21 protein-coding genes and 1 tRNA gene are annotated in these 24,196 nt (G+C 65.5%); 18 read left to right on the top strand and 4 right to left on the bottom strand.

Annotated elements, in window-relative coordinates:
* The first annotated feature begins 256 nt into the window (after positions 1-256).
* The 13 genes from trbB (at position 257) to ATO11_RS19190 (ending at position 11,527) form a co-directional block, all read left to right on the top strand.
* The gene (gene trbB, locus ATO11_RS19250; RefSeq protein ID WP_479725081.1) at positions 257-1,207 is read left to right on the top strand and encodes a P-type conjugative transfer ATPase TrbB; all 951 of its coding nucleotides are present in this window, start codon (positions 257-259) and stop codon (positions 1,205-1,207) included.
* A complete protein-coding gene (locus tag ATO11_RS19245) occupies positions 1,204-1,536 on the top strand; it encodes a TrbC/VirB2 family type IV secretion system protein (RefSeq protein ID WP_050532553.1) in 333 nt (110 codons plus the stop codon). The genes trbB and ATO11_RS19245 overlap by 4 nt, the downstream gene beginning before the upstream one ends.
* The gene (locus ATO11_RS19240; RefSeq protein ID WP_050532552.1) at positions 1,536-1,817 is read left to right on the top strand and encodes a VirB3 family type IV secretion system protein; all 282 of its coding nucleotides are present in this window, start codon (positions 1,536-1,538) and stop codon (positions 1,815-1,817) included. Before ATO11_RS19245 ends, ATO11_RS19240 begins: the two co-directional genes overlap by 1 nt.
* A gap of 10 nt (positions 1,818-1,827) precedes the next feature.
* Positions 1,828-4,323 (top strand): conjugal transfer protein TrbE, encoded by a 2,496-nt coding sequence (gene trbE, locus ATO11_RS19235; protein WP_050532551.1) that lies wholly within the window; start codon positions 1,828-1,830, stop codon positions 4,321-4,323.
* Complete coding sequence (gene trbJ, locus ATO11_RS19230; RefSeq protein ID WP_050532550.1) at positions 4,320-5,108, top strand: P-type conjugative transfer protein TrbJ; 789 nt, start codon at positions 4,320-4,322, stop codon at positions 5,106-5,108. Before trbE ends, trbJ begins: the two co-directional genes overlap by 4 nt.
* A gap of 13 nt (positions 5,109-5,121) precedes the next feature.
* A complete protein-coding gene (gene trbK-alt / locus ATO11_RS19225) occupies positions 5,122-5,388 on the top strand; it encodes a putative entry exclusion protein TrbK-alt (RefSeq protein WP_050532549.1) in 267 nt (88 codons plus the stop codon).
* 3 nt (positions 5,389-5,391) lie between these two features.
* Positions 5,392-6,741 carry a P-type conjugative transfer protein TrbL gene (trbL, locus tag ATO11_RS19220; RefSeq protein ID WP_050532548.1) on the top strand — a complete coding sequence of 450 codons (1,350 nt, stop codon included), beginning with the start codon at positions 5,392-5,394 and terminating at the stop codon, positions 6,739-6,741.
* Positions 6,738-7,427 (top strand): conjugal transfer protein TrbF, encoded by a 690-nt coding sequence (trbF, locus tag ATO11_RS19215; RefSeq protein ID WP_050532547.1) that lies wholly within the window; start codon positions 6,738-6,740, stop codon positions 7,425-7,427. The genes trbL and trbF overlap by 4 nt, the downstream gene beginning before the upstream one ends.
* Positions 7,424-8,398 carry a P-type conjugative transfer protein TrbG gene (gene trbG / locus ATO11_RS19210; protein ID WP_050532546.1) on the top strand — a complete coding sequence of 325 codons (975 nt, stop codon included), beginning with the start codon at positions 7,424-7,426 and terminating at the stop codon, positions 8,396-8,398. The genes trbF and trbG overlap by 4 nt, the downstream gene beginning before the upstream one ends.
* Complete coding sequence (locus tag ATO11_RS19205) at positions 8,395-9,531, top strand: TraB/TrbI/VirB10 family type IV secretion system protein (protein ID WP_050532545.1); 1,137 nt, start codon at positions 8,395-8,397, stop codon at positions 9,529-9,531. Before trbG ends, ATO11_RS19205 begins: the two co-directional genes overlap by 4 nt.
* A gap of 1 nt (position 9,532) precedes the next feature.
* Positions 9,533-9,790, top strand: a complete 258-nt coding sequence (locus ATO11_RS19200) for a DUF2274 domain-containing protein (RefSeq protein WP_050532544.1) — start codon at positions 9,533-9,535, stop codon at positions 9,788-9,790.
* A gap of 142 nt (positions 9,791-9,932) precedes the next feature.
* Positions 9,933-10,223 carry a helix-turn-helix domain-containing protein gene (locus ATO11_RS19195; protein ID WP_050532543.1) on the top strand — a complete coding sequence of 97 codons (291 nt, stop codon included), beginning with the start codon at positions 9,933-9,935 and terminating at the stop codon, positions 10,221-10,223.
* A gap of 8 nt (positions 10,224-10,231) precedes the next feature.
* On the top strand, positions 10,232-11,527 hold the full coding sequence (locus ATO11_RS19190; protein ID WP_242601470.1) for a type II toxin-antitoxin system HipA family toxin: 1,296 nt from the start codon (positions 10,232-10,234) through the stop codon (positions 11,525-11,527).
* A 131-nt stretch (positions 11,528-11,658) separates the two neighbouring features.
* Here ATO11_RS19190 and ATO11_RS19185 read toward each other — a convergent pair whose 3' ends face one another.
* Together ATO11_RS19185 and ATO11_RS22335 are read right to left on the bottom strand one after the other, a co-directional pair.
* Positions 11,659-12,963: an McrC family protein gene (locus ATO11_RS19185; RefSeq protein WP_050532541.1), complete on the bottom strand. Its 1,305-nt coding sequence runs from the start codon at positions 12,961-12,963 to the stop codon at positions 11,659-11,661.
* Positions 12,960-15,818, bottom strand: coding sequence for an AAA family ATPase (locus ATO11_RS22335; RefSeq protein ID WP_207382992.1), 2,859 nt, complete (start codon positions 15,816-15,818; stop codon positions 12,960-12,962). Before ATO11_RS22335 ends, ATO11_RS19185 begins: the two co-directional genes overlap by 4 nt.
* 504 nt (positions 15,819-16,322) lie before the next feature.
* Between ATO11_RS22335 and ATO11_RS21895 the strand changes: the two genes are divergently transcribed.
* Entirely contained in the window at positions 16,323-17,645 is a 1,323-nt protein-coding gene (locus ATO11_RS21895; RefSeq protein ID WP_134643174.1) for a FliH/SctL family protein, read from the top strand.
* An 82-nt stretch (positions 17,646-17,727) separates the two neighbouring features.
* Here the strand turns inward: ATO11_RS21895 and ATO11_RS19165 are convergent, their stop codons facing one another.
* Positions 17,728-18,858, bottom strand: coding sequence for a tyrosine-type recombinase/integrase (locus ATO11_RS19165; RefSeq protein ID WP_050532538.1), 1,131 nt, complete (start codon positions 18,856-18,858; stop codon positions 17,728-17,730).
* Positions 18,859-18,966: 108 nt separating this feature from the next.
* Here ATO11_RS19165 and dusA point away from each other — a divergent pair, with 108 nt between their 5' ends.
* The 4 genes from dusA to ATO11_RS19145 all read left to right on the top strand — a co-directional run bounded on the left by dusA (position 18,967) and on the right by ATO11_RS19145 (position 22,121).
* Positions 18,967-19,989: a tRNA dihydrouridine(20/20a) synthase DusA gene (dusA, locus tag ATO11_RS19160; RefSeq protein WP_050532537.1), complete on the top strand. Its 1,023-nt coding sequence runs from the start codon at positions 18,967-18,969 to the stop codon at positions 19,987-19,989.
* 3 nt (positions 19,990-19,992) lie between these two features.
* Complete coding sequence (locus ATO11_RS19155) at positions 19,993-20,802, top strand: hypothetical protein (protein ID WP_242601468.1); 810 nt, start codon at positions 19,993-19,995, stop codon at positions 20,800-20,802.
* Positions 20,803-20,940: 138 nt separating this feature from the next.
* The gene (locus ATO11_RS19150) at positions 20,941-21,939 is read left to right on the top strand and encodes a calcium-binding protein (RefSeq protein ID WP_050532536.1); all 999 of its coding nucleotides are present in this window, start codon (positions 20,941-20,943) and stop codon (positions 21,937-21,939) included.
* 106 nt (positions 21,940-22,045) lie between these two features.
* Positions 22,046-22,121 (top strand) — tRNA-Val (locus ATO11_RS19145).
* Positions 22,122-22,197: 76 nt separating this feature from the next.
* On the opposite strand, the gene ATO11_RS19140 is transcribed toward ATO11_RS19145, so the two are convergent.
* A partial coding sequence (locus ATO11_RS19140) for a LamG-like jellyroll fold domain-containing protein (protein ID WP_082176474.1) occupies positions 22,198-24,196 on the bottom strand: 1,999 nt, incomplete at its 5' end.

Raw genomic sequence — 24,196 nt, 5'->3', positions numbered from 1 at the left:
CTCCTTTGGCATCAATATAGAGAATGTATGCCAAAAGGCAAGATGGGCCGTGCTGTGCCGCTTTGATCGTCTCTAACCCTATTCCCTGTCTTTGCACGCTGTGGCGCTACGCCCCTTGAAGACCTGTTGAGCGCAGCCGGTTTCCGGTTTTCTTGATGGACCCGATCCAGGGCCGCCCTTTGGGGGCCACTCACGGAACGGGGACAGCATGGCAGAGGCAGCTCGAAAACCGGAAGCGATGGCCCGCGGCGCGCGGATGCTGCGCACGGCGCTCGGGCCCGCCATCGCCGGGTTTCTGGAAGACCCGATGACCGTCGAGGTCATGCTCAATCCCGACGGGCGGCTCTGGATCGACCGTCTCTCCGAAGGGCTCTCCGATACAGGCGCCACGCTCTCGCCCTCCGATGGGGAGCGGATCGTGCGGCTCGTCGCCCATCACGTTGGCGCCGAAGTTCATGGTGCTCGCCCCCGCGTTTCGGCCGAACTGCCCGAGACCGGGGAACGCTTCGAGGGGCTTTTGCCGCCCGTGGTCACCGCGCCCTGTTTCGCGATCCGCAAACCCGCCGTCGCGGTCTTCACGCTCGCCGATTACGTCGCCGCCGGGATCATGACCGAGACCCAGGCGGCGTTGTTGCGCGAGGGCGTCGCCACGCGGGCCAATATCCTCGTGGCGGGCGGCACCTCGACCGGCAAGACGACGCTGACCAATGCGCTCCTGGCCGAGGTGGCCGGATCGTCCGACCGCGTGGTGATCATCGAGGACACGCGCGAGTTGCAATGCACAGCACCCAACCTCGTCGTTTTGCGCACCAAGGACGGCGTCGCCTCGCTTTCCGATCTCGTCCGCTCCTCGCTGCGCCTGCGCCCCGACCGCATTCCCATCGGCGAGGTGCGCGGGGCCGAGGCGCTGGACCTCTTGAAGGCCTGGGGCACGGGTCATCCGGGCGGGATCGGGACGATCCATGCGGGCTCAGCCCTCGGGGCCCTGCGGCGGATGGAGCAGCTCATCCAGGAGGCGGTCGTGACCGTGCCGCGTGCCCTCATCGGCGAGACCATCGATCTCATCGCCGTTCTCTCCGGGCGCGGGGCCAACCGCCACCTCGCCGAGCTCGCCCGCGTCGATGGGCTGGGACCCGACGGCGACTACCGCATCACCCCGGCGGCGCGGCCGACCGGGATGGATACCACTACAGGAGACCCTTCATGACCCGACCCCTTCACCGGCTGCGCGCGCAGGCCGCCCATGCTGTCACCTATGCCACCGTCACCCTGATGCTGGCCGGACCCGCCCGCGCGGCGGGGTCCTCCATGCCCTGGGAGGCGCCGCTGCAATCGATTCTCGAGTCGATCGAGGGGCCGGTCGCCAAGATCATCGCGGTGATCATAATCATCGTCACCGGTCTGACGCTGGCCTTTGGCGACACTTCCGGGGGCTTTCGCCGCCTGATCCAGATCGTCTTCGGCATCTCCATCGCCTTCGCGGCGAGCTCCTTCTTCCTGAGCTTCTTCAGCTTCGGCGGCGGGGCGCTGATCTGATGGACAGCACGTTCGAACAGCTGGCGGACGTGCCGGGCTTCACCGTTCCGGTGCATCGCGCGTTGACCGAGCCGATTTTGCTGGCCGGTGCGCCGCGGGCCTTCGCGATCCTGAACGGCACGCTGGCCGGGGCCATCGGGCTGGGGCTGCAGCTCTGGGTCGCGGGAATCGTCATCGGCCTTCTGGGCCACCTGGTCGCCGTCTGGGCCGCGCGGCGCGATCCGCTCTTCGTCGAGGTCGGGCGCCGGCATCTGCGGCTGCCCGGTCATCTCGAGGTCTGAGGGCGCGCCCATGATGAACCTCGCGGAGTATCGCCGGAAAGGGACGCGGCTCGCGGATTACCTGCCGTGGGCGGCGCTGGTGGCGCCCGGCGTGGTGCTGAACAAGGATGGCAGCCTGCAGCGCTCGGCCCGGTTCCGCGGCCCCGATCTCGACAGTGCCGTCGCGGCGGAACTCGTGGCCGTGGCGGGCCGCATCAACAACGCCTTCCGCCGCCTCGGCTCCGGCTGGGCGATCTTCGTCGAGGCGCAGCGCGTCCCGGCCGCCGACTATCCCGACAGCCGCTTTCCAGATCCGGCCTCCGCGCTCCTCGATGCCGAGCGGCGCGCGGGCTTCGCCGAGCAGGGGGCGCATTTCCAGTCGGACTTTCTCCTAACCTTTCTCTACCTGCCGCCGCCCGAGGAGGCTGCGCGGGCCGAGACCTGGCTCTACGAAGGCCGCGACAAGACCGGCGTCGATGCGGGCGAGGTGCTGCGCGGGTTCATTGATCGCACCGACCGGGTGCTGGCGCTGTTCGACGGCATAATGCCCGAATGCCGCTGGATGGATGACAGCGAAACGCTGACCTACCTGCATTCGACGATCTCGACGCAGCCGCACCGTGTTCGCGTGCCGGAAACCCCGGCCTATCTCGACGCGCTCCTCGCCGACCAGCCGCTGACCGGCGGGCTCGAGCCGCGGTTGGGGACCGCCCATCTCCGCGTGTTGACTCTCTCGGGCTTCCCGACCGCCACCACGCCAGGGATCCTTGACGATCTCAACCGGCTGGCCTTTCCCTATCGCTGGGCGACCCGCGCGATCCTGATGGACAAGACGGAGGCCGCGCGGATGGTCGCGCGCATCCGCCGCCAATGGTTCGCCAAGCGCAAAACCATCGCCGCGATCCTGAAGGAGGTGATGACCAACGAGCAATCGGCGCTGGTAGATACCGACGCCGCCAACAAGGCCGCCGATGCCGACATGGCCCTGCAGGAGCTCGGTGCCGATATCGCGGGCGAGGCCTATGTGACGGCGACCCTCATCGTCTGGGACGAGGACCCGCGCCGCGCCGACGAGAAACTCCGCCTGGTCGAGAAGGTCGTACAGGGCCGGGACTTCACCGCCATGGTCGAGACGGTCAACGCCGTCGATGCCTGGCTCGGCTCCCTGCCGGGACACGCTTACGCCAATGTGCGCCAGCCGCCGATCTCCACCCTGAACCTCGCCCATATGATCCCGCTCTCCGCCGTCTGGGCGGGCGAGGAGCGGGATGCGCATTTCGACGGCCCGCCGCTCCTCTACGGGAAGACCGAGGGCGCGACGCCCTTCCGCCTGTCGCTCCACGTGGGCGATGTTGGCCATACGCTGGTCGTCGGTCCGACCGGGGCGGGCAAATCCGTGCTGCTCGCGCTCATGGCGCTGCAGTTCCGCCGATATCCGGACGCACAGGTCTTCGCTTTCGATTTCGGGGGCTCGATCCGCGCCGCCACGCTCGCCATGGGCGGCGACTGGCATGATCTCGGCGGCGAGCTGACCGAGGGGGCGGATGCGACGGTCTTTCTCCAGCCGCTCGCCCGCATCGACGATCCCGCCGAACGCTCTTGGGCTGCGGGCTGGATCGCTGCGATCCTCGCCCGCGAACGCATTGTGATCACCCCGGAAGTGAAGGAGCATCTCTGGTCCGCCCTGACCTCGCTGGCCTCGGCCCCGGTCGGCGAGCGCACGATCACCGGGCTCGCGGTCCTGCTGCAATCCACCGATCTGAAACAGGCCCTGCGTCCCTATTGCCTGGGCGGCGCCCATGGGCGGCTCTTGGATGCCGAGATGGAAGAGCTTGGTGCCGCTTCGGTCCAGGCCTTCGAGATCGAGGGGCTGGTCGGTACCGCCGCGGCGCCCGCGGTCCTCTCCTATCTCTTCCACCGCATCGGCGACCGGCTCGACGGGCGGCCGACGCTCCTGATCATCGACGAGGGGTGGCTCGCGCTCGATGACGAGGGCTTCGCGGGCCAGCTGCGCGAATGGCTGAAGACGCTGCGCAAGAAGAACGCCTCGGTGATCTTTGCGACCCAGTCGCTCTCGGATATCGACGCCTCGGCCATCGCGCCCGCGATCATCGAGAGCTGCCCGACCCGGCTGCTCCTGCCCAACGAACGCGCCATCGAGCCCCAGATCACCGCGATCTACCGGCGCTTCGGCCTCAATGACCGGCAGATCGAGATCCTCGCCCGCGCCACCCCGAAGCGCGACTACTATTGCCAGTCGCGGCGCGGCAACCGGCTTTTCGAACTCGGCCTCTCCGAGGTGGGCCTCGCGCTCTGTGCGGCCTCGTCCAAGTCCGACCAAACGCTGATCTCGGACATCCTCGCCGAGCACGGTCGCGACGGCTTTCTCGCGGCCTGGCTCGAGACCCGCGGGGTCGGCTGGGCCGTCGAGCTGATCCCCGAGCTCACCAATCTCGCGCCGGAGCCCGCGGCGCCGGACGCCCCGATCCCCCAAGCCCCCGAACCCGTAGAGGAGACCACCCCATGACCCATGCCGCCCATCGCCTGTCCCGTCTCGCCAGCGTCTCCGCACTGGCCCTGGCGCTCGCAGCCCCCATCGGCCTGTCGCCGATCTTCGCCACACCCGCCCAGGCCTTCCTTTTCGGCGGGGGCGGGCGCATCGTCTACGATCCGCGCAATCACGCCGAGAACATCCTCTCCGCCGCCCGGGCGCTCGAGCAGATCAACAACCAGATCACTCAGCTGCAGAACGAAGCGCAGATGCTGATGAACCAGGCGCGCAACCTCGCGAGCCTGCCCTATTCCTCGCTGCAGGCGCTGCAGCAGAACGTCGACCGGACCCGGCAGCTTTTGTCCCAAGCGCAGAACATCGCCTTCGATGTCGCCCAGATCGACCAGGTCTTCCAGGAGGACTATGCCAATATCCCCATGGCCGCGCCCGAAGCGCAGCTTCTGGCCGATGCGCGCTCCCGCTGGGAAAACACCGTGGGCGGGTTGCAGGACGCGCTGCGCGTGCAGGCCGGCGTCGTCGGCAATCTCGACGGCCAGCGCGCCGAGCTCTCCGCCCTCGTCGGTGAAAGCCAGTCCGCCGTGGGCGCCCTGCAGGCGACCCAGGCCGGCAACCAGCTCCTCGCGCTGCAGTCCCAGCAGATCGCCGACCTGATCGCGGTCGTCGCCGCCAATGGCCGCGCGTCTGCGCTGGTCGAAGCCGAGCGGTCCGCGGCGGCCGAACAGGGCCGGGTCCAGCGCGAGCGCTTCCTCACCCCGGGCGCGGGCTACCAGCCCGGCAATGCCCGGATGTTCAACAACTGAAGGAGCCAGGCCCATGGAGGGATCGGTCCTCGCGCGCATCGCGGCCATCGTTTTCGTCGCCATCGCGATCACCGCGGCACTGGTGGAGATGGGCCGGGACGAGGAAGGGCAGGCGGTGCCTCCGGCAGCTCCCCTCCTGCCGGAGACCGATCCCTTGCGGGCAGAACAACGGCGTTGCCAGGAACTGGGCGAGGCTGCGGCCTCCGATCCCGACTGCTTCGCCGTCTGGGCCGAAACCCGCGACCGCTTTCTCGGGCGCGACCGGACCGGGGGCGAGTGAGCCATGGGCGGCACCGGCGTCATCGACACCTTCCTCGGGGTCTTCACTTCCTACATCGATTCTGGCTTCGGGCTGCTCGGTGGCGAAGTCGCCTTCATCGCCAGCACGCTCATCGTGATCGACGTGACGCTGGCGGCACTCTTCTGGGCCTGGGGCGCCGATGACGACATCATCGCCCGTCTCGTGAAAAAGACCCTCTTTGTCGGTGTCTTCGCCTGGCTTATCTCCAACTGGAACAGCCTCGCCGCCACCGTCTTCGACAGTTTCGCGGGGCTGGGGCTCTTGGCCTCCGGCACCGGTTTCTCGCCCGCCGATCTCCTGCGCCCCGGCCGCGTGGCGCAGACCGGTCTAGATGCCGGGCGCCCGCTTCTGGAATCCACCGCCGATCTCATGGGTTTCGTCGCCTTCTTCGAGAACTTCATCCAGATCGCTTGCCTGCTTTTCGCCTGGGCGCTGGTGCTCCTGGCCTTCTTCCTCCTCGCAGTGCAACTCTTCGTGACGCTGATCGAGTTCAAGCTTACGACCCTCGCGGGCTTCGTGCTGATCCCCTTCGGCCTGTTCGGCAAGACCGCCTTCATGGCCGAGCGGGTGCTGGGCAATGTCGTCTCTTCCGGCATCAAGGTGCTGGTGCTGGCGGTGATCATCGGCATCGGCTCGACGCTCTTCGGCCAGTTCACCGCCGGGTTCGGGGGCGTGACGCCCACCATCGACGAGGCCATGGCGATCGTGCTGGCCGCGCTTTCGCTCCTTGGTCTCGGCATCTTCGGCCCGGGCATCGCCACCGGCCTCGTCTCGGGCGGGCCGCAATTGGGCGCAGGCGCGGCCGTCGGCACCGGGCTCGCCGTCGGCGGGGCTGCCGTCGCGGCGAGCGGCGGGGCCATGCTCGGCGCCCGTGGTGCCGGGGCGCTGGCCTCGGGCGGTGCAGCCGCGACGCGCGGGGCTGCTGCCGCCACCGGGGCCGCGTCCACCGCCTACAGCCTCGGATCGATGGGCCAGACCGGGGCCGCGAGCGTCGCTTCCGGTCTCGGCGGCGTGGCAAAGGCCGCGGGATCAGCCGCTGCGTCGCCTCTGCGCCGGGCCACCGCCTCGGCCTCCGAAGCGGTCAAGGCAAGCCACGCCGCCGGTGCACGCGCGGGCTTCGCCGCCACTGGCGGCACCTCCTCGCTCGGCAGCGGGACAGGCGCGTCGAGCACAATGACCGCCACCGCAGGTAGTCCTCCGGCCTGGGCGCGCTCCATGCGCCGCAGCCAGGCCATGAGCCATGGCGTTTCCGCCGCCACCCACGCGCTGCGCGCCGGGGACAGTCCCGGCTCCGGCGCCTCCGTTTCCCTTTCCGAAAGCGACCGAACATGAGCCTCTTCAAACGCGCCGCCGCGCATTACGGCAAGACCCCGGAACCCGAGACCCCCTACCAGAAGGCCGCGCAGGTCTGGGACGAGCGCATCGGTTCCGCCCGGGTGCAGGCGAAGAACTGGCGCCTCATGGCTTTCGGCTGCCTGGTCCTCGCGGGCGGTTTCGCCACGGCGCTGGTCTGGCAATCGGCGCGCGGCACCGTGGTGCCCTACGTCGTCGAGATCGACCGGCACGGCGAGGCCCGCGCCGTCGAGGCGGCCAGCGCCGGGTATCGTCCGAGCGACCCGCAGATCGCCTGGCATCTCGCCCGCTTCATCGAGGAGGTCCGGGGCCTGCCTGCCGATCCGATCGTCGTGCGGCAGAACTGGCTCCGCGCCTATGAGTTCACCACCGACCGCGGCGCACTGGCGCTGAACGACCATGCCCGGGCCAACGATCCCTTCACACGGGTGGGCGAGGACCAGGTCTCGGTCGAGGTCTCGAGCGTCATCCGTGCCTCTCCCGACAGTTTCCGGGTGGCCTGGTCCGAGCGGCACTACGAGAACGGCCAGCTCGCGCGCACCGAACGCTGGACCGCCATCCTGACCATCGTCATCGATCCGCCGCGCACGGCCGAGCGCCTGCGCGCCAATCCCCTCGGAATCTATGTCAACGCGATCAACTGGTCGCGGGAGATGAGCCAATGACCCGACCGATCCTGCCCGCCATCCTCCTGGCCACCACGCTTCTGGCCGGCTGCGCCCGCGACCGCCCGCCCGAATTCGCCTATGACGACGCGGTGCCGCCCTTGCCGGCGCCGCCTGCCACGGCACCCGATGACCGGCCGCGCCCGCTCCATGTCCCACCCGCCTGGACCCCGAGCCGGGGCGGGGAGGCGGCGGCGACTCCCGTCGCGCAGGTCGGCAATGCCAATGCGGCGGCCCGCGTCGAACCCCGGCAGGCGGGCTATTTCAACGCGATCCAGATCTACCCCTGGTCCGAGGGTGCGCTCTATCAGGTCTACGCCGCCCCCGGCCAGATCACGACCATCGCGCTCGAACCCGGCGAACGTCTCGCCGGCACCGGCCCGATCGCGGCGGGCGACACCGCGCGCTGGATCATCGGCGACACCGAAAGCGGCGCGGGCCGCGACACCCGCGTCCTCGTTCTCGTGAAACCGACCCGGCCCGATATCCGCACGAACCTCGTGATCTCGACCGACCGGCGGACCTACCTGATCGAGCTCAACGCCAGCGAAGAGACCTGGATGCCCGCCATCTCCTGGGCCTATCCGCGCGCGCCCGACGCCCCGCGCGTCGTGCAAGCCACGCCGCACATCCCGCCCGCGCAGGCCCGCAACCACCGCTACGGGCTGCAGGGGGACAGCCCGCCCTGGCGGCCGGTTTCCGTCTTCGACGACGGGCGCCGCGTCTATGTCGTCTTCCCGCGCGGCATCGCCCAGGGCGAAATGCCGCCGCTCTTCGTGCTCGGCACCGATGGCGAGTTGGAGATCGTCAACTCCCGCATCCACGGCAACGTGCTGATCGTCGACCGGCTCTTCGGTGCGGCCGAGCTGCGCCTCGGACGCGGACCCCGGCAGGAGGTTGTGCGCATTCTGCGGATCGAACCCCAGACCGAAGCAACGGTGGTGCGGCAGAACGCGGAGCGGGGGACATGAGCGAGACATCGACCGATACCGCCGCCGCCATGCGCCTGCGCGCCGATCCGCCGCGCGTCACAAGGATTTCCCGCAGGGTGATTGTCGGGCTTGGCGTTGTCGCAGGGCTCGGGATCGGTGCCGCGCTGATCTACGGCCTGCAGCGCCCGGACCGAACAGCGGCCCCGGAAGAGTTGGTCACCACGGACCGCCGCCAACCCGCCGATGGTCTCCGCGATCTGCCCGGCAGCTATGACGCGATCCCACGGCTTGGACCGCCCCTGCCGGGCGATCTCGGTGGCGGCATCCTCGACGCGCAGCAACGCGGTCAGCCCATCGCGGCCCCAAGTCTCGCGGTGCCGACCATGGACCCGGCGGAGCAGCAGCGCCTCGCGGAACTGGAGGCGGCGCGCGTGAGTGACCTGTTCTTCCAGACACGGCCCGGGGCGCCCGTGTCCCCGGGGTTCCAGATGCCACCTGCGGCACCGGGGAGCAGTCTGGCCGCCACCCCGGAAACCGATCCACGCCAGGCCTTCCTGACCGCTCCGACCGACCGCCGAACGGTCGCGCCCGACCGCGTGCAGTCGCCAGCATCTCCTTACCTCCTGCAGGCCGGCTCCGTCATCCCGGCCGCGCTGATCACCGGCATTCGTTCCGATCTGCCGGGTCAGATCACCGCGCAGGTCACCCAGAACGTCTACGATAGCCCCACGGGAAGTCTGCTTCTGATCCCGCAGGGCACCCGGCTGATCGGCGCCTATGACGACAGCGTCACCGTGGGCCAGCGCCGCGTTCTCCTGGTCTGGACCCGGCTGATTTTCCCCGATGGACGATCTCTTGTCCTCGAACGCCAGCCCGGAGCGGATTCCGCGGGCTATGCCGGTCTGGAGGACCGCGTCGACAATCACTGGGGCAGCATCCTGCGCGCCGCGGGCCTCTCGACCTTGCTCGCCGTCGGCGCGGAACTCTCCCTCGACGAGGAAGACCGCTTGGCCCGTGCCCTCCGCGACGGGGCCCTCGACACGATCAACGAGGCCGGGCAGCGCATCGTTCAACGCCAGCTGGAGGTTCCGCCAACCCTCACCATTCGCCCGGGCTTCCCCGTCCGTGTGATCGTCACGCGCGATCTCGTCTTCGCGCCGTCCGGAGGCTGACATGACCAAGCTGAAACTGGGACCTATCGCGGACGACAAGCCTGTGAAACTGACCGTGGAACTGCCCGCAGAGCTGCATCGCGACCTGATCGCCTATGGGGAAATCCTCGGCCAAGATGCGGGGCAGGGGCCGATTGAGCCCAAGAAGCTGGTGGTCCCCATGCTCGAGCGCTTCATCGCAACGGATCGCGGATTTGCGAAGGCGCGGCGTGCACCGCGCGGGACGACAAAGGCGCCGTTGCGCCGTGGGGAGGCCTGACTGGCACCATCCTTCTTATTGAATACGGTAATAACCCGTCTGGTTTTGGCAAGACTGACGCCATTTTACCGATAAGGATAAGATGGCTTGAAATCCCGGACATCCACCGGTATATTTACCGAAAAGGGTAAGCCATATCGCGATGACCATGGAGATCGAACCGAACCTGCTCGCCGATGTCGGGCGACGCCTCCGGGCGCTGCGTGCGGATCAGGAGCTCACGCTCGAACAGCTTGCCCGCCTGACCGGGATCAGCGCGCCCGCGTTGTCGCTGATCGAGACGGGCAAGCGCGATGCCCGGCTGACGACGCTGGCGAAAATCGCGGCGGCGCTTCGGGTGCCGATCAGGACCTTGCTGGAGGATCCCGCAGATGCCGCCAGCACCGGTGGCGACCTCCCCGCGGAAGGCTACGATCTCGGGGACTACCTGTGACGCGATCCGTGCCGGTCTGGTTCGATGCGCTGCACGTGGCCGATGTCGAGGTCGCCTCAGATGGCGCGCTCTCGCTGCGCTACGCGGACCGCTGGCGCCAGACGAGGGGCACGTTTCCGCTGTCGGTCACGATGCCTCTGCGCGCGGCCCCGTACACGTCCGAAATCATCTCGCCCTGGCTCGCGAACCTCTTGCCGGAAGAGGAGCAACTGCGCAGCCTCACCCGCTCCCTTGGCCTCGATCAGGCGGATGCGCTGGCCATGCTCGAACGGATCGGCGGCGATACGGCCGGCGCGCTGTCCTTCGGACTGGCCTCCGACCGCAGCCGTTGGGGCTATCTCCCGCTCACCGATCTCTACGGCATCGACACCCCCGCGGCGGCGCTTGATCGCCATTTCGAGGATCTCGGCAGCCGACCGTTTCTGGTCGGGGAGGAGGGCGTGCGACAATCGCTGGCCGGCGGCCAGAAAAAATCCGCGCTGGCGGTGCTCGATCCCGATGGCAGGCCGGTGCTGCGCCTGCCCGAACCGGGCGATGTCCTGGCCGTCCCCCTGCACGGCGCGCCGTCGACCCTGATCGTGAAACCGGACAACCCCAACCTTCCCGGCATCACCGAGAATGAGGTCTGGTGCCTTCGGATTGCCGCAGCCCTGGGGCTGGAGGCCGCGCAGGCGACCATCCTGCAAGCCGAGGGCCGCAGTGCGATCGCTGTCCTGCGCTATGACCGACGGCTCGGTCGCCAGGGCCAGCTGGTGCGCCTCCACCAGGAGGATTTCGCGCAGGCCAATGGCCTGCCCCCGGGCCGGAAATACGAGCGCGGCACGCTGCCCGGGCTCGATCTGAAATCCCTTCTGGAGACCGGGCGGCATGTCAGCGCGCGCGATGCGCTGGCCTTGCTCGATCAGGTCATCTTCAACATCCTCGTCGCGAACACCGACGCGCATGCGAAGAACTACTCGCTGATCCTGCCGCTTGCCGAGGCGCCCCGTCTCGCGCCCCTCTACGATGTCTCCTCGGTGCTGGCCTGGCCCCATGTGGTACAGGCCTTCGCCCAGAACATCGCGGGCAAGAAGCGTACGGCCAATGGCATCGCGGGCCGGCATTGGGAGGCGATTGCCAGCGAGATCGGCTATCGCCCGACTGATGTCCGGAACCGTGTGCAGGAGCTTGTCGATCGTCTTGTGGCTAACCGAGTGCGCGTCACCGGAGAGGTCGCAGCCTTGCCGGGTGCAACGGCCGGATATGTCGCGCAGACTTCGGAGCTTGTCGAGACCAATGCGCTCCGGATCGCCGGGCGCCTCTAGGGCGCGGGCTCACCATTGACGATATGGTTTTCTGACGGACCGGTGTCTTCCGAGCGGCGCTCTTGTTTTGCTCGGGACGGACGGGTCACACCGGACGTCGCTGACGCGCGTTTATCTTGCCTCGGAAGCGCTCAGGCTGCGACCACGGCAGGCAAAGTCTGCGCCAACAGGCGTTTCAGGGCTTCGACATGCGCATGTGCAGGGCCGGTGACATCCAGAGTCGCAACTTGAAGTGTCTCTTCGGCGCTGTCGCTGCCGATCGCGTAGCGGGTCGAAATCGGCTCGGGCGGCAGATCACCATGATGTGGATAGAGCAGCATGACCTCCGGGCAGCGGTAGAGCTTGCCATAGGCCATCAATTGATACACGTCGGCCTGGCTGACACCCTGCTTCGGGTCGTCGATGCGCGGTGCCATCCGTTTCCATTTGGTGTCGATGACGAGGACGGTTCGATCCCCCTGCCGGATGATGAGGTCCGGCTTGGTCCGAAACCGGCCCGTACCCGCTTCGAACAGGCAGTCAAGGTGGCCGCCTTGCGCTGCGACACGGTAGCCGCTTCCGGCCAGAGCACGCGTGACAAGTCTGGCGACGTATTGCTCGAACAAGGCATTCATCTCGAACAAGAGTGCATGACCATCTGTAGCCCCGGCGCTGGTCTGCTGATGCCTATCCCCGAGTAGGAGCCGCGCGAAAGAAAGAAGCTCGCGCCACCGCTGATTGGTCCGATCCAGTATGATCTGGCCCCATCGCAGCGCGGGGGCGGGAACCTCTGTCACGTCCGCATAGGCGAAGCCCAACTCGCGCAGGATACGCTGATTGTCGGGGGCCTGAGCCACACGCTGCAAACGGGTCACGGCGGCGCGCATCACCTGATTAAGAGGTATATCACAAGACAGGTCATCGTATCGACAGGCCAGCTTCTGCGGCGCCACCGCATGGCGAGAAAATTGCCGGGTGACGTCGAGCCTGCCGCGCTGGGCAGGGAGGTCGTCTGCGTGATCCACATACCGGCGCGGCAGTCCCATGCGCACAGCTTCCATCAGGCGCGCACAAAACAGCCGGATCAACAATTCCAGAATTGTGTCCTTCTGCCATCCCAGCTGGGCCAGCGAGCCCGCATCGATGCGCAGATCGTGAACCACCGCCAACATGTGGATGAGACGGTTGCGAAGGGCTTCGTCAGAGGCGTCATGTTCTCCAATGCCCTCGATCTTCGGGAGGATCTCCAACTGACAGCCCGGCGCGGCAATCACGCCGACCACGCCGCGCGCCCGCAACCCTTTGCGGCCGTGTTCGAGCACGCCTTCGCCGCCACGCCCCGCGAAACTCGAGCGCGCCGCAACGGCGGCAATTCGATCAGCCTCGGCGGGCGGGATGGTCGTGTCGTCATCGCCGTAGCCGATGCGCTGCCATTCGCGGAGCGTGCGACGGATCATGAACCGAGCAGCCGCGCGTAATCGAAGCTGTCTTCGCGCACGTCCCACCGGAAACGCGGCATCGCCTCGCCATTGTCGAGCCCCGGCGGTGCCGTCAGGACGGACCTGTTCAGAAAGCCGCCCTCTATCGGCCCGTCATGCGTTTCCAGATCGCCCAGCACTGCGGCGATCTTGCCCCAGTCTTCGAAGAAGTACTCGGCGAGCAGAGGGATCACCTTGTGCCGCATGACCTCGTCCACATCCGCTCGAGTGTCGCAGCCGGTGAAATAGCCATGACCGATCTGGTGGTCACGGTCATAGAGGTATTCGATCCGTTCATTGATGATCTTCAGGAGGGTCGGTAGATCGATGCCCGTTCGGGCCGCAGCCTCCTTCAGAATAGCCGGGTTGGGCATGATTTCGCGAAATGTGAACCGCCGCCGCAGAGCGGTATCGAGCAGGGCGATGGAGCGGTCTGCCGTGTTCATCGTTCCGACGATATGCAAGTTTGATGGAACACCGAACTCGTCCCCGGAATAGGGAAGGCGCACCTTCAGATGGTTCGGTTGGCCGAGCCGTTTGTCCGGTTCCAAGAGAGTGATCAATTCGCCGAACACCTTGGAAATATTGGCGCGGTTGATCTCGTCGATGATTAGAACGAAAGGTTCGGGTTCGGATGGCCCCTCGTTCTGCTGGCTGTTCATGTAGCGTTCCAGGGCCGGCACGTTGAGCTCGGCGTCATAGAGCGCGTAAATCGACTTTTGTGAGAATTTGCGGGAGTAGATTTCATCGACAGGCACGCCTTCTCGATCGACCCATAGCCAACGGACAGCGCGACGATGGGCATACCCGCCTTCAGGGCGAGGGGCGAATTCGTAGCCGCCGGTAAACTCCCCTATGGCCCGAAACAGGCCATTGCCTTTCGAGACGATGACGATGTCACCGTCTCGGACCCAGTTCCGGAAGATGAAGGGCATTTGCACTACGCCGGATCGCGCATCCACATTGCCGTTTTGGTCGCCGTGGGCTTTGCACGCCTCGATGATCGCTTCGCGGTTTCCGAACTTGTCGTCTGACCAGTCGATGTCCTCGAAGCCGAGGAGTGCGTAGCCGCCCTTGATCGCCTCCTCGAAGAGATGGGCGTCCTCAGGGTTGTTCGCCTCTCCGATCGACATCTTGAAGACCTGGCGGCCTTCAACACGGACCATCTCCTCGTCGGATGCATGTCCACGGCTGGTCTCCGCGCGTTTCGCGATACGCCTGAAGATACCGGGCACCGTCTGCAGCCGAAAACCTGCCGAAGATGTATCCTCACCATCATCCGCGCCTGTCATCGGCTGTCGTCCCTCGACGAACTCTTCATAGGCCATCGACTGGTGAAACGTGACGAATTCGATCCGTCCCGCAGCCAGCAGGCCTTGGTAGACGGCCATGAGATCGTCGCGGTCCTCCGGCACTTCCTCCCCACATAGCCTTACGGCTTCAGCCGCCGTGCGATAGGTCTTTCCAGTGCCAGGCGGGCCGAACAGGATCAGATTTTCGGGAAGCATGTTTCGGGCTCCTTCCGTCATTTGACCGCCAGCAACGTCAGGGTCATTCGAAAATGGTTTTTGAGTGGTCTTGTCCAGCGCGATCCAAAGAAACCCTTGAATGTCGAGCCAGTCTTGCGGTCGCCATGCCCACGTATCCCGCATGATAGTAAAGAGCTCCGCGAAGACACGTGCGAAACGCCCATAGTCGACACGCATATTGGCAGTCGACTCCACGAAGAGTTTCTCGCCGGTTAGCTCTTCCCACGCTTCATTGATGCGGGTGATCTTTAGTGGTGCTGCTTCGGTCGGACGCACCATCGCCAAAGATGAGAACACGATGTTCAAGCGCTCACCGTAGGTCAGCGATGTTGCCCCACGCTCTCGTAGTTCAACGAAACTGTCGTATGCTTTGTCGAGCGCGATGGCGGCTGGTTCATCAGTGCGAAGCAGCCTACCTATCGTGGCATAAAAATCCTCCGATGTGTCGGGAGCGTTCTTTGTGATGGCGTCTTCCGTTTGCCAACGAACGAACGGCCCATCCTTCGCTGCGGTCTTCAAGATCTCGAACACTGATTTCCCGAGTGTTTCATCTTGGGTATCCGTGGCAATCGCTTCTTGAACCCGCTCGATTGCCGCCAGTTTGTAAGCCTTCTCACCTTTCGCCCAACCCTCGCCGGGGCTTTCGAAGGTTTCGAAATCTGGGCACAGGTCCAGGAACCGCCTTCGCAGCTTCTCAAGTGCGCTAAGGTTCACGCTTGTCGTTTCCAAGCTGAAACGAAACACCGTGGCCGAGCTTTGGTCAGCTCCAATCCGTTCCGGAGCGCTGACCTGTGCGAGGTCCTGGAAAATCTTCCCCGCCAAAGCCTGACAAATGTTTGGCCAGGCTTCATTCAGATTGAGCGCCGTGTTCACGTCACGAACGAGCACGTCGACATGGGATGCACCTTCTTCACGGGCCGGTTCGATATACTGTTCCAACACGTGCTGGCGAATGCGATCTGCATCCTTTGCGGCGCCCGGCGGCTCGCCAGCAATAAATCGCCCGTACTGCGCCAACCAACTGCTCCAATTCGACAGCCGATTGTGCGGCTTTTCGGAGTCCGGCATCAGGATTCGATAGTCTTCACCTCCGGAACGCGCGTCGTTACGCATTGCTTTGAGACGTTCCCTGAGCCCCGAAAATTGATCGACCTCCCAGGCCTCCTCGAGATTCTGATAGGGCATACCAAGCGTTGCGAGGTTGCGCTCTATTGTACGAACTGCATAGGTCCGCGAGTTTCGCCCTGCTTCGGTTTGCGCGCCGCCTTGTTCCAGCCACGCCTTAAATTCGTTCTCATCCTTCAAATCAGGGCCCTTCACTATTTATCTGTGTGCAGCATCCTACGGGGCTGTGCTGGTCGGCAAAATTCCCAACATCGAGGGGCTGAAAAAAACATTCGAGGCCCCCAGTCTTGACCTTGCCACCTCTCCGCCATCTGCAAGGCTACGGGCTATGGCAACGGCCAAGCCAGGTAAGCTTGCACTGCGGCGGGCAAGATCCTTCCTGATCTCATCTCGCAAGGCACGTCGCAGGTCTGCGGCCTTGGTGCGGCGCGAGAGTGCCTGATCGACCGCAGCCCGGCCGCCAAGATCAGGGAAGTCTCGGGTAGTGCACACCCATTTGCCACGACCCTGTGCGCAGATGCGCTTCATGATTTTGTCTGCGATCGTGATCATTTGGTCTCGCGTCTTGAGCTTCAGATATCGGAATTATAGACAGTATTTCAGATAGATGTAACCTGAGTTGGCGGAGCCACATAGGGCTGATTGGCGAACGTCCCATTGGGTCGATATTACGAGAACAAAGAGTTGCCCGACGACACCAAAACCCACGTCTCCCGCTCCAGACAAGTCACGAGAGAAGTACTTTACGAAAAGGTCTGGTCGACACCGATCAGCCACCTGGCGGCCGAGTATGGTGTCTCTGGTTCCTATCTCGCGCGGGTCTGCGCAGCTCTAGCCGTGCCGCGGCCTCCCGCTGGCTACTGGCAAAAGAAGGCGGTCGGAAAGGCCTCTCCACGACCTCCAATTCCCCTCGCAAAGCCGGGCGATCAGCTTGTCTGGTCCGCGGACACGCCGCTTGCGCGTCCCGTGGTGCCCGCCGCCAGATCCTCGGTGTCGTCACCTAGTCGTGGCAGGCAACGCAAGGATGCCCGGCACCCAATCCTTCGCGGCGTCGAGCCGCACTACCGCAAGACGCGCAAGATCGACGAGTACGAGTTTCTCCGTCCCTACAAGCTCCTTCTGCCGGACATCTTGACGTCCGAGGCGCAGCTGCCACGCGCATTGGATCTCGCGAATGCGCTCTACGATGCGTTCGAGCGAAAAGGCTATCCCGTCACCTTCGCCCCGCCTGATCAACCAATGTTTCGGGCGCAGATCGAAGAGCGGGAGGTTCCGCAGAAGGATCGCAAATACGGGCGCTATTCCTGTGGGAAGATCTGGGAGCCCCATCGCCCGACCGTCGCCTATATCGGCGAGGTTCCCATCGGTCTTGCGCTCGTCGAAATGTCCGAACGGGTCGCGCTCAGATACTTTAAGGGCAAGTATGTGCGCGACGACAGTGCGGTCGTGAAGGCCGCCAGGCCGCACCAACTGGTCCACTCATGGACGACCGAGAACGATGTGCCGTCCGGGCGCTTCCGGCTTGTCGCCTACGCACCGCGCCGGGACGTGGAGTGGTCGGCGATATGGCAAGAAACACCAAAGCGCGGCTTGTCGTCCATGTTTCCGCGGATCGTGAAGGAGCTGGAAGCCGTCGTGCCGGACCTGAAGTCCAAGACTGCAGAGGCCGAGGCGGCGGCGATCCGAAAGCAACTCGAATGGGAGGAAAGGCAGGAACGCTGGAAGCGCGAAGAGGACCGACGCAACTCGGACAAGGCCCTTGCCCAAAGCCGCGAACAACTTTCCGAAGTGATCCGGAAATGGTCCGCCGCGATGTCGATCGAAAGCTTTTTTCGCGAGGCGGAAGAGCGACTTGCCGGCGTCGAGGCCAACAGGCGCCAGGCCTTGTCCTCTCGGCTTGATCTGGCACGGTCCATGATGGGAACGCTCGATCCGCTGGAGTTTCTGGAACAGTGGGTGGCACCGGATGAGCGTTACACGCGCCTCTATCAAGACGATCAAGATTAATTTATATCAGATACTTGGTGGGCATTTGTCATGTGTCACCTCTAAGCTTCCGAACCCGTTTCCTCCGAAGCCTGGTGGCATCTTATCGCCGCGCTGAACTTCTCTTGCGCTGCCTTGGATCCCGCGTCGTAACTTCCGCGATCCAGCTCCAGTCCTCGAACTTGTCGCCGGTTTGGCGCAGGTGGGTGTAGCGCTTGAGCGACGTCCAGGATCGGTGGCCGGAAACAGCCGCCGCGTGTGGAACGTTGTAGCCGATCTCGAACAGGCGCGAGACGCCTTCGTGCCTGAGGTCATGGAACCGCAGATCCTTGATCCCCAGAAGTTGCGTTGCCCGAGTGAACGCAGCACTGATCGCGTCGGTCGAGTAGGGGAAGATCTGGCTCGCGTGTTTGGGCATCGCCTCGATAATCGCCAGCGCCGGATCGGGCAGATCGCACCAGACGTCGTTGCCCATCTTCTCGCCGGGGTTCTTCATGTCGCGCACAAGGACGCGTTTACCCTCTTTGTCCAGGTCCGCCCATTTGATCCGGGTGATCTCCTCCTGTCGCCGGGTCGAGAAGATCGCAAAGGCGATGACGCGATGCATCGGGACGGACGAGGGGCGGCGGATCGAGCGGTCGAGGAAGTGCGCCATCAACTGCTCGAGCTCGTCCAGTGTTGGGCGCCGATCGCGGTGACGGCTCTTCTGGGTCAGGCCCAGCTTCTTGGCGACGATCATCGCATTGCGCATCGCGCGCTCGTCCAGCGGATAGTTCCAGGCTGGACCGGCGACGGTGAAGACCGCGCTGAGATGTGACAGGTAATTCGACACGGTCTGCGGCGAGACACCGGTATTCAGCTTCTCCTTGGCGAAGCTCACAATGTCGGCGCTGTCGATCTGGGCACACAGCTTGTTCGCGATATCGAACTCCTTGATGCTTTTCAGCACCTGCGCCTTGGTCCGACCAATTGCCTTCGCGCTGTCTTCCACATATTTGTCGATGGCGTCGCCGAGGGTCACTTCGCGGCGGCGTGTCTCTCCGATGGGCAGGTTTTCGAGGGCGCCGGGCTTGGCGAGGTCCTTCTCGCGCTTCTCGATCCAGGCCGCGGCGGTCGAGCGCAGCTCGAAGGTCCGGTTCTCGCGCCAGACGGTTTTCCCAGCCCGCCGAACAGCGATCTGGGCAAGCCAAGCGGCAGAGCCGTCTTTGCGCTTTCGCTTGATAATGGTACCCATGGGGTTACAACATTTGGCCCAAGTTACAACATTTGTTGTAAATTGTACCCGAAATGGGCTCGATTTACAACAAATGAGACAGGAACCGGCTTGAAGACTGAGCGATAAATGGCTGATAAAAATAAAAAATCCAATGATTTCAATATGCCGGTTTTAGCTGTCGCGCCGATGATGGACTGGACCGACCGGCATTGCCGGGCGCTGCATCGTCGCATCTCGGCCAATGCGCTGCTGTATACCGAGATGGTGACGTCGCCTGCGCTGGTGCGCGGGCAGGCGTTGCACCTTCTCGCGCACGGGGGCGAGCATCCGCATGCCCTGCAACTGGGCGGCTCGGACCCGGACGAGCTGGCTCAGGCCGCGCGGCTCGGCGAAGAGGCGGGGTATGACGAGATCAACCTCAATTGCGGATGCCCGTCCGACCGGGTGCAATCGGGCACGTTCGGCGCGGTGCTGATGCGGGACGCCCCGCGCGTGGCCGACTGCGTGGCGGCGATGGCCGGTGCGGTGACGATGCCGGTGACCGTCAAGTGCCGCATCGGGGTGGACGAGCAGGAGCCGCGCGAGGTGCTGCCCGACTTCATCGACCGGGTGACGCGGGCAGGGGCGCACCACGTGATCGTGCATGCCCGCAAGGCGTGGCTGCAGGGGTTGAGCCCCAAGGAAAACCGCGACATCCCGCCGCTCGACTATGACCTCGTGCGCGACATGCGCCGCGCCTTCCCGGATATCCGGCTGTCGGTCAACGGCGGCATCGACACGCTGGAAGACGTCAAGGGGTTGCTGCGCGACGGGTTCGATGGCGTGATGGTCGGGCGCGCGGCCTACCACGCGCCGATGGACATCCTTGGTGCCGCCGATGCCGAGATCTGGGGGCAGGGCACGCCCGCGAGGGCAGAGGACGTCGTCCGCGCCATGTTCGGCCATATCGAGGATCATCTGGCCGCCGGTGGACGCCTCAACCAGGTGACCCGCCACATGCTGGGCCTCTTCGCCGGACGTCCCGGCGCGCGCGGCTGGCGGCGGCTGTTGAGCGAAGAGGCGCACGCTCCCGGCGCGGGGATCGAGGTGCTGGAACGCGCGCTTGCGCGTATCCCGCCGATGGGCGACGCGCTGCCCCGCGCGGTCTGACCCTTGGACGCCAACCTGACCTTGCAGATACAGGCCTTCCAATCGGTTGGCTGGGTCCGGTTTCCCCGCGACCCGCGCGTGATGGCATGGGTCGACGCGGCCCGCCCGGTGGCCGAGGCCGCCGTGGCCGATCCCGCGAACGCGCACTGGCTGCAATGCGAGGGCACGTGGTTCGTGGGTGTCGATGCGCTGCCGAACGATACGCATGGAGCGGTTCCGGGTGGCGCGCCGCTGGAGGCACCCGCGCTCGACCTCTGGCGCGCGATGGGCCACGCGGTGCCACCGCTGCACCGTGCGCAGGTGTCGGTCACCTATTGCGGCTACCCGCGCCCGCGCGCCGGGGAAAGCGAGGGCGCGTGGCGGTACCGCCTGAACCGCGACGCGGCGCATGTGGACGGCCTCTTGCCCGAAGGCCCGGACCGGCGGCGCAAGCTGCGCGAGCCGCATGCCTTCATCCTCGGCCTGCCTCTCAACCCCGCGCATCCCGATGCCGCGCCGCTGGTCGTCTGGGAGGCGAGCCACCACGTCGTCGCCCGCCACCTGCGCCCGCTGTTCGACGCGCACCCGCCCGAGGACTGGCCCGACATCGACCTGACGGATGCCTACCACGCCGCGCGCAAGGAAGCCTTTGCAACCTGCGCGCGTGTGCCGGTGCCCGCAGGGCCGGGCGAGTGCCTGTTGCTGCACCATCTGTGCCTGCATGGCGTCGCGCCGTGGACCGCCCCCGACGATCCCGCGCAAGACGCCCGAATGATTGCCTATTTCCGGCCCGAATGGCCGGACGGGGCGGCAAGCTGGATAACCCCCGGTTGAGTTCTGTTGCCGTTTTCGAGACAGACCCGGCACAACCCGAGGTTTGATTTCTTCCGAAAAACAATAATCAAATTAAGGGCTTGCCGGAATCGTTAACGCCCGGTCATACTTTCGACATCTTTTCGTCGGAGTTCGACCATGATTTTGCTTCTGTCCATTCTCCCCCTTCTTCTGCTCGGTTTTGCCGTGGGCGCCTTCGATGGCGGCGATGACGACGACTCGTCCGGCGGTGGCGGCGGCAATGACCCGCAGACCTTCGACGGTGGCGACGGTGACGACATGTTCACCGGGGGCGGCGGCGCCGACCTGTTGAACGGCGGGCCGGGCGACGACGCGCTGTTCGGCGCGGGCGGTGACGACCAGATCGGCGGCGACGGGGGTGAGGACACGCTGGACGGTGGTCCGGGCGACGACCTGATCGAGGGGAATTCCGGGTCCGACAGCCTGCTTGGCCAGTCCGGCTCCGACACGATCATCGCGGGTAACAGCGCAGACGAGGTCTTCGGAGGCGGCGGCGCGGATACACTGGACGGGCAGGGCGGTGACGACCTTGTCGATGGCGGTTCGAACGACGACCTGCTGATTGGCGGTGCCGGTGACGACATGCTGCTGGGCCGTCTGGGCGATGACACGCTGGAAGGCGGCGAAGGGGCCGACACGATGAACGGCGGGTTCGACAATGACCTGATCGACGGCCTGTATGTCGTGGAGCCGAATTCGGCCCTGCCGACCGAGGACGCGCAGGACCCGGACGCGATCCGCGGCAGCTCGGGCGATGACACCATCGTCGTGGGCTCGGGCGACGTGGTCGCGGGCGGCGGCGACATGGACGAATTCCAGCTTGGCGTCTGGCTGGGCGCGGGCGAGGATGCCACCAACGCCGTGATCACCGATTTCGACGGGACCGAGGACATGATCTCGCTCTTCGCGCCGTCGGAAGAGGCCGTGGCCGAACTGACGGTGATCCAGCTTGCCACCGATCCCGGCGACGGTCCGGGCACGATCGACACCCAGATCCTGCTGGGCGATCAGTTGCTGGCCGTGCTGGAGGGTGTGTCAGACCTGACCGAGGACGACATCACCGTGGTCGTCGATCCGACCCTCTTCACGGCGGACGCGGCAGCCGCCGCCGGCTGATCCGACCCGCACCCCAAGGATATCGCGCGCGTCGACCCGCCGTCGGCGCGCGCAGGCCGTTCGGGGGCTTGAACGCCTGCGTCCAAGGGATTAGACCGCCCGCAACGGGTGATTAGCTCAGTTGGTAGAGCGCTTCGTTTACACCGAAGATGTCGGGAGTTCGAGTCTCTCATCACCCACCATCCCCACCGGATGACGCCATGAAAAAGGGCCGTGCGTGACTGCACGGCCCTTTTCATTCGGTCTGCAAGGCCCGGACTAGAACAGCGTATCCGCCGCCACCGTCTGGTCGGCAAAGACGAGCAGGTCGATGTCGATCAGCCGGTCCTCGCCTTCGTAGAACCCGTCGAGCCCGCCCGAAGCGGCATCGGTCACGATCAGGACGGTCACGTCCTCGCCACGCGTGCTGTTGTAATAGGTGCGCGTGTCGAAGGTGTAGTCTTCGAAGTTGCCGTCGAAATAGGCGCGGTCGTTGCGGGACATCCCGCTGTCGCCCCACGAATGGCCATAGATCGTGTCGTCGCCCAGCCCGCCATAGAAGCGGTCGGCGCCCTGGCCGCCTTTCAGTTCGTCGTCGCCCGAGCCCGCGATCAGCGTGTCATGGCCGTTGTCGCCGTGCAGCGTGTCGTTGCCGCCTTCGCCAAGGATCAGGTCGCGCCCGTCGCCGCCGTAGAACCGGTCATCGCCCGCCCCGCCGAACAGCGCGTCGTCGTTGCCGCGCCCACGCAGCGTGTCGTTGCCCGCCTGTGCATACAGCGCGTCCGACCCGTCGCCGCCATTCAGCGAATCCGCGCCCGCGGTGCCGAACTGGAAGTCGTCCGTCCGCGCCGAGAAGTTCGAGAAATTGACGAAGCTGACCGGGTCGTTGACGGTCGTCGTTCCCGCGCTGTTGGTAAAGCGCAGGGCGCCCGATGCGGTCTCCACCACGTCGAAGGACTGGATCGTGCCCGCCAGCGTCTGGTGATCGAAGCGCGCGCCGCTGCCGAACACCTCGGTCGCCGTCAACTGGCTGTTGAAGACGCGCACGTCCTCGATGATGCCGTTGAAGTGGCTGTGGATGTTGTCGGCCTCGCCCGCGGTGTTGTTCATGCCCGAACCACCGATGATCAGCGCCTCGCGGTTGCCGGCAAGGTTGACCGTGACATCGGTATCATAGGCCACGCGCTCGCCGTTGAGGTAGGCTTCGAACCCGGCATCGCCGAAGCTGATGGCAAGGTCGTATTCCTTGCCCGGTTCGATGCCCTGCTCGACCGTCCAGTAATGCGACTCCGTGGTGCTTTGCAGGCGGACGACCAGCGTCCCGTCGGGTTCGACATACACCGTCAGGTGGCCGCCCATCCCATAGCCTGACGCGTCCTTCGACACGATGGCCTGGTGCCCGTCCAGCACGTCCACGACGAAGTTCAGCGCGATGGTCCCGTCTTCGAGCGCGAGATCGCGGTCATGGTCGAAGACCAGCGCCGAACGTTCGTCCGCGTCGAAGGTCTGCGATCCGCCCGCGGCAAAGACCGGACGATCGCCGTTATCCGCGGCAAAGTCGTCGGGGCTGCCCAGATCATTCCCGCGCCCTGCGTTTCGGACGTTGACGGCGTCTTCGAGGGGTTCGAGGGCCTCGTCGAGGTCGTCGGAAGTGGCGACGATGCCGTAGGTGGGGGCGGCGCTGTGCTCGATGTCGGACTCTTTCACGAGGTCGCCGTAGACGGTGATCGTGCCGAGGAGATCGTCGTTATGCGCGCCGCCGTTGCGGCCCTGGTCGGAGTAGAGCGTGATGATCGAGTGGTCCATCACGCCATCGTTGTTGATGTCGCCGTAGGTGATGGAGGCGATCTGGGTCGTGTGGCCCTCGATCACGATCCGGTCGCCCTCGTCGCGGCTGAAGTCGAGGATGGTGTCGTTGCCCAGCACGTCCAGCCAGTGGTCGTGGATGTTGTCGTTCTCGCCGGCGATGCGGCCCCAGTTGATCGTGCCGTCGCTGCGGGTGTGCTCGCGGATGAAGCGTTCCTTGGCGTTGATCAGGGTCTGGAAGTAGAAGATGTCGGCGCCGTCGCCGCCATGCAGCAGGTCGTCGCCGGGCACGGGCTGGTCGGGGTAGAGCTTGCCGCCGGTCAGCTCGTTGTAGGGATCGCCCTCGTCGCGGTTGGGGTCGTAGGCGACCGCGCCCTCGCGTCCGTCGGCGCGCGAGATGATCAGGTCGTCGCCCGCGCCGCCGCGCAGCACGTCTTCGCCGTGGCCGCCGTCGATGATGTCGTTGCCGTCA

This window comes from Pseudaestuariivita atlantica (genome assembly GCF_001205715.1).
In the GTDB taxonomy this organism is placed as follows: Bacteria; Pseudomonadota; Alphaproteobacteria; order Rhodobacterales; family Rhodobacteraceae; genus Pseudaestuariivita; species Pseudaestuariivita atlantica.
This window is presented reverse-complemented; position numbering and strand designations above follow the sequence as displayed.